Origin of the sequence: Microbacterium sp. (assembly GCF_049661145.1) — a bacterium.
Classification (GTDB): domain Bacteria; phylum Actinomycetota; class Actinomycetes; order Actinomycetales; family Microbacteriaceae; genus Microbacterium.
This window is the reverse complement of the sequence record NZ_JBASZT010000051.1, coordinates 1-7678: the sequence shown is the minus strand read 5'-3', so window position 1 is coordinate 7678 and position 7678 is coordinate 1. Positions and strand designations below refer to the sequence as shown.

Sequence of the window (7678 nt, the reverse complement as noted above, 5' to 3'; positions counted from 1 at the left end):
GATCTGCACGTGCGCGGCCTCGGCCCACAGCGCCGCGGTCAGGCGCGCGAGCGCGAGCGGCGGATGCGGCTCGTCGACCGAGGCGGCGATCGCGTTGAAACGGTGCGCTCCCGACGCGATCAGCTCGGTCAGCAGAGCCTGCCGGTCCTCGAAGTGCCCGTACAGCGCGCGCCTGCTGAGGCCGGCGGCGCGCGCGATCTGGTCGATCGATGCGGTCGGATCGGCGGCGAGGGTGGCCGCCGCGGCGCGCAGGATGCCGAGGCGGTTGGCCGCGGCATCCTTTCGAGGACGGCGGGTGGGAACGGTGGAAGTCACCCGGCGAGTATACGGAACTTGCACACTGTTGTGCAAGTTCCTGCCCGACCGCCGGCGGGTCAGTCGGCGCCGAAGTCGAAGGATGCCGACTCGGATGCGCCGTCGACGGCCTCGGCCAGTTCCTCGCGGTCGGGGTCGAAAGGCACGACGTGCTCGGTGATCTCGGCGGCCTCGCCCGCGGTCAGCGCGCCGACGAGCTCGGCGGTCGCGCCGCCGATGAGGCCGAGCCCGGCGTACTGCTCCAGCCGCGCGCGCGAGTCGGCGATGTCGAGGTTGCGCATCGTGAGCTGGCCGATGCGGTCGGTGGGGCCGAACGCGGCGTCGCCGACGCGCTCCATCGACAGCTTCTCGGGCGCGTACGACAGGTTCGGCGACACGGTGTCGAGGATCGTGTAGTCCTCGCCGCGGCGAAGGCGCAGCGTGACGGTGCCGCTGATGGCCGAGCCCACCCAGCGCTGGATCGAATCGCGCAGCATGAAGGACTGCGGCTCGAGCCAGCGCCCCTCGTACATGAGGCGTCCGAGGCGGCGACCCTGCTCGTGGTAGGTCGCGAGGGTGTCTTCGTTCAGGATGCCGTTGACCAGCCGTTCATACGCGATGAACAGCAGCGCCATGCCGGGCGCCTCGTAGATGCCGCGGGACTTCGCCTCGATGATGCGGTTCTCGATCTGATCGCTCATGCCCAGGCCGTGGCGGCCGCCGATGGTGTTCGCCTGCTGCACGAGCGCGACGGCATCCGGGTACGAGGCGCCATTGATCGCGACGGGACGGCCCGCCTCGAACGTGATCGACACGTCCTCGGTCTCGATCTCGACGGCGGGGTCCCAGAAGCGCACGCCCATGATGGGGTCGACCGTCTCGAGTGGGACGTCGAGGTGCTCGAGCGTCTTGGCTTCGTGCGTCGCGCCCCAGATGTTCGCGTCGGTGGAGTAGGCCTTCTCCGCGCTGTCGCGATACGGGAAGTCGTGCGCGACGAGCCACTCGCTCATTTCCTTGCGGCCGCCGAGTTCGGTGACGAAGTCGGCATCCAGCCACGGCTTGTAGATGCGCAGGGCGGGGTTCGCGAGCAGGCCGTAACGGTAGAACCGCTCGATGTCGTTGCCCTTGTAGGTGGAACCGTCGCCCCAGATGTCGACGCCGTCCTCCTTCATCGCACGCACGAGCAGCGTGCCGGTCACGGCGCGCCCGATCGGCGTCGTGTTGAAGTAGGTGCGACCGGCGGAGCGGATGTGGAACGCGCCGCACGAGAGGGCGACGAGGCCTTCTTCGACGAGCAGCGGCTTGCAGTCGATCAGGCGGGAGGCCTCGGCGCCGTACTGCAGCGCGCGCCCGGGGATCGAGGCGATGTCGTCCTCGTCGTATTGGCCGAGGTCGCCGGTGTACGTGAAGGGGATCGCGCCCTTGTCGCGCATCCACGCGACGGCGACCGAGGTGTCCAGCCCTCCCGAGAAGGCGATGCCGACGCGCTCGCCGACGGGCAGGGATTCGAGGACTTTCGACATGGGACTCAAGTCTACTGAGGCCGGATGCCGGGGCCTTGCGCTTGTTCGCCGGGGCTTGCGCCCGGCGCCGGGGCTTGCGCCCGGCGGCCGGGCCCCGGGATCCGGGCGCGCCTTCGCGCCGACTTGCCGCGTTTGGTCGTTTCGCGGGGCTCGAACCGACAAGTCTCGGCAAGTCGGCGAACGGGCCCCGTTCGACTTGCCGGGTTTGGTCGCTTCGCGGGGCGCGTAACGACAAATCTCGGCAAGTCGGCGTACGGGCTCAGGCGCGTGAGGCGCCGGGCCTGGGGCGCGATCGGGGGATGCGATCAGGGGCGCGATCGGGGGATGCGGTCACGGGGCGCGATCGGGGGCGCGATCGGGGGACGCGATCAGGACATGCGGTCAGGTCGCATCAGAGCACGAGCCCCCGCGCCACCAGTGCGCGGCCGACGCGCGCGACCGCTGGTGCGGTGTCGGGATACAGCTCGCGGCGCGTGACCTCGACGACGGTCCAGTCCGCTTCGCGGGCGCGCTGCCGCTTTGCGATATCGGCTGCCCACGCCGCAGGCGACAGTCGGTGATAGTCGCCGTGGAACTCGACGAGCACCCGCAGGTGCACGAACGCGAGATCGAAGACGCCGATGAGTCCAGCCTCGTCGTACACCGCAACGTTGAACTGGGCTTCGGGCAGCCCCTCATCGACCAGCGCGAGCCACAGGTGCACCTCGGTGCGGCTCCGGGCGCCGGGGCGAATCAGCTCAAGCGCGCGACGGGCGGCGACGACCCCGCGTCGGGGCCCGGCATCGATGGCCGCTCGCAGCATGGTCAGGCTCGTGAGCGCAGGCCCGGTGACGCGCCCGCCCGGTCCGATCGGCGGCGTGATGAGCAGCGCGCCGAACGTGACGAGGTCGCGCCGAGGCAGCGAGGCGGCGAGCAGCACCCAGGTGGATGCCGGAGAGCTCAGCCGCAGGCCGCCGTGCTCTCGCACCGTGACGAGCCCCGGTGTCAGTTGGCGGCCGCGCACGCCCTGCGCGTGCGGTGCCCGGTATGGCGCGAACACGCCGACCTCGAGCCGGGGTGCGGCGACCGGCAGCAGCCCGCACCAGACGACGAGCGCCGACAGCCCGATGAAGAAGCGAGTCTCGGGCATGCGCTCGGCATACGCCCGCATCCGATGGAGATGCTCGAGCGCCGCCCGATCGGCCAGCCCGTCTTCGTCGGGGGACGCGAAGGGAGCCGTGCGCACGCCCCAGTACGGGGAATCGAGGTCGTTGCCGCGCAATCGCCGGGGCGTGACGCCCAGGAGACGGGCGCGGTGGACCGAGTACGCGCGGCCGAGTTCCGGCGGCAGGGGGCTGAGCGGTCGAGGCATGGCCCCACTGTGTCCGGCCGCGCGCGGTCGCGGGGCGCTGAACTCCGGATCCGTGGACAGATTCCCCAAATCGCGTCCTGTGGACAACTCCACCCGCGCCCGCACCCGCACCCGCACCCGTGCCCGCATCGACTTGCCGCGTTTGGTCGATACGGGCGCGCGGAAGCGACAAAACGCGGCAAGTCGACCGTTCTTCCAGCGCTCAAGCGGCAAGACGCGGCAAGTCGAGTACACGCGCGGGCGGCCGCACACCCTGCAGGCAGCAGAGAGCCCCCGGCATCCGCCCCGCGAAACGAGGGGATGCCGGGGGCCGGTGTGCTGAAGCGCTCAGCCGACGACGGGGACGATGAGGCCGCCCCAGGTCTCGGTGATGAAGTCGGCGGTCTCCTGCGAGGTCAGGAGCGTGTACAGCGCGACGATGCGGGGGTCGTCGACGAGCTCGGGCCTCGTGGCGAGCACGTTGTAGTACGGGCTGTCCTCGCCCTCGAGCAGGATCGCCTGGTCGGCGGTCAGTCCGGCCGGCAACGCGAACGAGCTCGTGACGAAGGCAGCATCCACGTCGGGGAGCGCCTGCGGAAGAGTGGCGTTCTCAATCTCGGTGAACTGGAAGTTGCGCGGGTTGGCGGTGACGCCACTGAGGTCGGCGACGTCGTCGCTCACCTCGATCACGCCCTCCTGCGCGAGGAGCTTCAGCGCGCGCCCCTCGTTCGACGGGTCGTTCGGGATGGCGATCGTTGCGCCGTCCTCGAGCTCGTCGAAGCTCTTGACCTTGTCGGAGTAGAACGCCGCAGATGGCAGATATGCCTCGCCCACGGCGACGAGGTCTGCACCGGTGTTCTGGTTGAAGTTGTCGAGGAACGCCTGGTGCTGGAACAGGTTCGCGTCGATCGATTCGTCGACGAGAGCGGTGTTGGGGGTGTTGTAGTCGGTAAACGGCACGAACTCGATCGTCAGTCCCTCCTCGGCAGCGGGGCCGTCGGCGAGGAACGTGAGGATGTCGCCGGCGGGCGTCTGCAACGCGCCGACCTTGAGCGTGCCGAGCGACTCGGCGGTGCCCGTGCTGTCGGAGGTGTCGGCGGGTGCGGATGATCCGGCACAGCCGGTGAGGGCGAGCGCCGCGACCGCGACGGTGGCGGCGAGCAGGGAGAGACGGGTGGTGCGGGACATGCTGTTCCTCTCAAGGGGTGGTTGGGGCGGGGGTGGCGGGGTCGCCCGGGGTCAGGTGCGCGCGAGCTTGCGTGCACCCCAGGCGGCGAACGATTGCAGGATCATGACGATTGCGAAGATGATGACGATGACGAGCACGATGTGGATCCAGCTGTACTGCTGGTATCCGTAGCGGATCGCGACGTCGCCGAGCCCGCCGCCGCCGACGACGCCGACCATGGCCGAGAAGTTGATGATCGACGTGACGGTCGTCGACAGGCCGAGCAGCATCGGTGGCGCCGCTTCGGGCAGGAGCACCTTCGTGACGAGCTGCCAGCGGCTCGCGCCGAGCGATGACGCGACTTCGAGGAGCCCGGCATCCACTTCTTTGATGGCGATCTCCACCATCCGCGCGAAGAACGGGATCGCGACCGCCGACAGCGGCACGATCGCTGCGGTGGGGCCGATGAACGTGCCGACCACGAGCCGCGTGAACGGGATGAGGGCGACCATCAGGATGAGGAACGGGACCGACCGGCCGAAGTTGACGACGAGGTCGAGCGTGCGGTTGATGACCTTGCCGGCGGTACGCGAACCGAAGGGGCGGTCGAGGAACCGGCCGGTCTCGGTGCCGACGAGCACGACACCCAGCGGCAGGCCGATGACGACCGTTACGGCGACGGCGACGCCGACGGTGTAGAGCGTCTGTCCCGTCGCGACGAGGAGGATCTGGAACAGTTGATCGTTCATGAAGCGCCCCTGAGTACCTCGACGAGCAGGTCCTGGCGACGCAGGTCCGCAATCACGGCAGCGGCGGCGGATGCCGGGACTTCCAGCCGTGTGCGGCCGGCTTGCATGCCGCCGATGTGCTCGACGAGTGCGCCGAGGATCGACACGTCCACCTCGTGGTCGCGGGCGAGCTGTGCGATGACGGGGCGATCCGCCGTGCCGCCCGCGAACGTGATGTCGATGACCGTGGCATCCGCCGGAACCGTCTCGGGGATCGGGCCGATCGGGAACAGCTGCGCCGTGAGGCGTGAGCCCGGCGTGCGGATGAGGTCGACGAGCCGTCCGCTCTCGACGACGCGGCCCTTCTCGATCAGCGCGGCGGAGTCGCACACGGCCTTGACGACGTCCATCTCGTGCGTGATGAGCAGGACGGTGAGGCCCAGTTCCGCGTTGATGCGGCGGTAGAGCTCGAGGATGGATGCCGTGGTCTCGGGATCGAGCGCGCTCGTGGCCTCGTCCGACAACAGTACGCGGGGCTGCGCGGCGAGTGCGCGGGCGATGCCCACGCGCTGCTGCTGGCCGCCCGAGAGCTGGTGCACCGAGGCGTCGCCGCGGTGGCCGAGCCCGACGAGGTCGAGCATCTCCTGCGCGCGCCGTGCGCGTTCGGCGCGCGGGACCCCGTCGAGTTCGAGCGCGAGCTCGACGTTGCCGCGCACGGTGCGGCTGCCGAGCAGGTTGAACCGCTGGAACACCATGCCGATGCCGCGGCGCGCGGCGCGGAGGTCTTTGTCGGGGAGGGTCGTCAGCTCGGTGCCGTCGACGGTGACGGTGCCGCTGTCGGGTCGCTCGATGAGGTTGACGAGCCGCGCGAGCGTGCTCTTGCCGGCGCCGCTCTGGCCGACGATGCCATACACCTCTCCCGTCGGGATCCGCAGGGTCACGTCGTCGACGGCGACGAGGTCGCCGAACGCCTTCGAGACGTGGTCGAGTTCGATCATGGGCCGGTGCAGTTCGGGTTCGGGACGGGCGGGTGCCGGGTAAAGGGTGCGTGCGGGCAACAGGAACCCGCGAGAACGGCGTCGGCCACATCGACGACAACGACCTCCATCCAAGCGCCGGAGATGACGCCTGATGAAATCGCGTTACGCCCCGTGTCGCGCCCGGTTGCGTGGTGGCCGGCTTGTGCGGCGCCTGCCGCGGGCGGTCGCTCGGATGCCGCGGGTCGCGGTTCTCCTGCGTCCGTGACGCGAAGAGCAGGCGGTGGCCGGTCGATAGAATGGGGTGTACCGGCATCCGCGGGTACGAAATCCGCTAGCGGGGGAGAGCAGCCCATGCCAGGCATCGTGATCGTCGGGGTCCAGTGGGGGGACGAGGGGAAGGGCAAGGCCACCGACCTGCTCGGCGACAGCACCGACTGGGTCGTCAAGTACAACGGCGGCAACAACGCCGGGCACACCGTCGTGATCGGCGACGAGAAGTACGCCCTGCATCTGCTGCCCTCCGGCATCCTCTCGCCCGGTGTCAACGCCGTCATCGGCAACGGCGTCGTCGTCGACCTCGAAGTCCTCTTCGGCGAGCTCGAAGCGATCGCCGCTCGAGGCGTCGACACCTCGCGTCTCAAGGTCAGCGCGAACGCGCACGTCATCACGCACTACCACCGCACGCTCGACCGGGTCAGCGAGCGGTTCCTCGGCAAGCGCATGATCGGCACGACGGGCCGCGGCATCGGCCCGAGCTACGCCGACAAGATCAACCGTGTCGGCATCCGCATTCAGGACCTCTTCGACGAGAACATCCTGCGCCAGAAGGTCGAGGGCGCCCTCGACCAGAAGAACCACCTGCTGGTGAAGGTGTACAACCGCCGTGCGATCAGCGCCGACGAGATCGTCGACGACCTGCTTTCCTACGTCGAGCGCCTTCGGCCCATGGTCGCCGACACCTCCCTGCTGCTGAACGATGCGCTGGATGCCGGGGATGTCGTCGTCTTCGAGGGCGGCCAGGCGACGATGCTCGATGTCGACCACGGCACCTACCCGTTCGTGACGTCGTCGTCGGCCACGGCCGGCGGCGCGTCGACGGGCACCGGCGTCGGGCCGAACCGGCTCGACCGCATCGTCGGCATCGTGAAGGCGTACACGACGCGCGTGGGCTCGGGGCCTTTCCCGACCGAGCTTTTCGACGAGCAGGGTGAGTGGTTGCGCAAGCGCGGGTTCGAATTCGGCACCACGACCGGCCGCCCGCGCCGCGTCGGTTGGTACGACGCACCCGTCGCGCGGTACGCGACCCGCGTAAACGGCATCACCGACCTCGTGCTGACCAAGCTCGACATCCTCACCGGGCTCGAACGGATTCCGGTGTGCGTCGCCTACGATGTCGACGGCGAACGGTTCGACGAAGTGCCGGTGAACCAGAGCGACTTCCACCACGCCGCACCGATCCTGGAGTACTTCCCTGGCTGGTCGGAGGACATTTCGGCGGCACGCACCTTCGAGGAGCTGCCGCAGGCGGCGCAGGACTACGTCCTCGCGCTGGAGGCCATGAGCGGCACGCGGATCTCGGTCATCGGCGTGGGCGCGGCGCGTGACGCCGTCATCGTGCGCCACGAGCTCGTCGGCTGAGGCGGCCCGGGCCGGGC

General features: G+C 69.5%; 7 protein-coding genes. 1 reads left to right on the top strand and 6 read right to left on the bottom strand.

Features of this window, described 5'->3' with window-relative positions:
- From WBP48_RS02270 to WBP48_RS02245, 6 genes are all read right to left on the bottom strand, one after another.
- A partial coding sequence (locus WBP48_RS02270) for a TetR/AcrR family transcriptional regulator (protein WP_424435457.1) occupies positions 1–315 on the bottom strand: 315 nt, incomplete at its 3' end.
- A gap of 59 nt (positions 316–374) precedes the next feature.
- Positions 375–1817 carry an argininosuccinate synthase gene (argG, locus tag WBP48_RS02265; protein ID WP_424435454.1) on the bottom strand — a complete coding sequence of 481 codons (1443 nt, stop codon included), beginning with the start codon at positions 1815–1817 and terminating at the stop codon, positions 375–377.
- Positions 1818–2208: 391 nt separating this feature from the next.
- Positions 2209–3168: a hypothetical protein gene (locus tag WBP48_RS02260; RefSeq protein ID WP_424435452.1), complete on the bottom strand. Its 960-nt coding sequence runs from the start codon at positions 3166–3168 to the stop codon at positions 2209–2211.
- Between the two features lie 327 nt (positions 3169–3495).
- Complete coding sequence (locus WBP48_RS02255) at positions 3496–4335, bottom strand: MetQ/NlpA family ABC transporter substrate-binding protein (RefSeq protein WP_424435449.1); 840 nt, start codon at positions 4333–4335, stop codon at positions 3496–3498.
- A 51-nt stretch (positions 4336–4386) separates the two neighbouring features.
- On the bottom strand, positions 4387–5064 hold the full coding sequence (locus WBP48_RS02250; protein WP_424435446.1) for a methionine ABC transporter permease: 678 nt from the start codon (positions 5062–5064) through the stop codon (positions 4387–4389).
- The gene (locus WBP48_RS02245) at positions 5061–6101 is read right to left on the bottom strand and encodes a methionine ABC transporter ATP-binding protein (RefSeq protein WP_424435443.1); all 1041 of its coding nucleotides are present in this window, start codon (positions 6099–6101) and stop codon (positions 5061–5063) included. Before WBP48_RS02245 ends, WBP48_RS02250 begins: the two co-directional genes overlap by 4 nt.
- Before the next feature lie 273 nt (positions 6102–6374).
- Here WBP48_RS02245 and WBP48_RS02240 point away from each other — a divergent pair, with 273 nt between their 5' ends.
- A complete protein-coding gene (locus WBP48_RS02240) occupies positions 6375–7661 on the top strand; it encodes an adenylosuccinate synthase (RefSeq protein ID WP_424435440.1) in 1287 nt (428 codons plus the stop codon).
- Positions 7662–7678 lie beyond the last annotated feature (17 nt).

Coding starts and splice junctions, on each gene's coding strand:
- argG (WP_424435454.1), bottom strand. CDS start 1,817: ATGTCGAAAGTCCTCGAATCCCTGCCCGTCGGCGAGCGCGTCGGCATC.
- WBP48_RS02260 (WP_424435452.1), bottom strand. CDS start 3,168: ATGCCTCGACCGCTCAGCCCCCTGCCGCCGGAACTCGGCCGCGCGTAC.
- WBP48_RS02255 (WP_424435449.1), bottom strand. CDS start 4,335: ATGTCCCGCACCACCCGTCTCTCCCTGCTCGCCGCCACCGTCGCGGTC.
- WBP48_RS02250 (WP_424435446.1), bottom strand. CDS start 5,064: ATGAACGATCAACTGTTCCAGATCCTCCTCGTCGCGACGGGACAGACG.
- WBP48_RS02240 (WP_424435440.1), top strand. CDS start 6,375: ATGCCAGGCATCGTGATCGTCGGGGTCCAGTGGGGGGACGAGGGGAAG.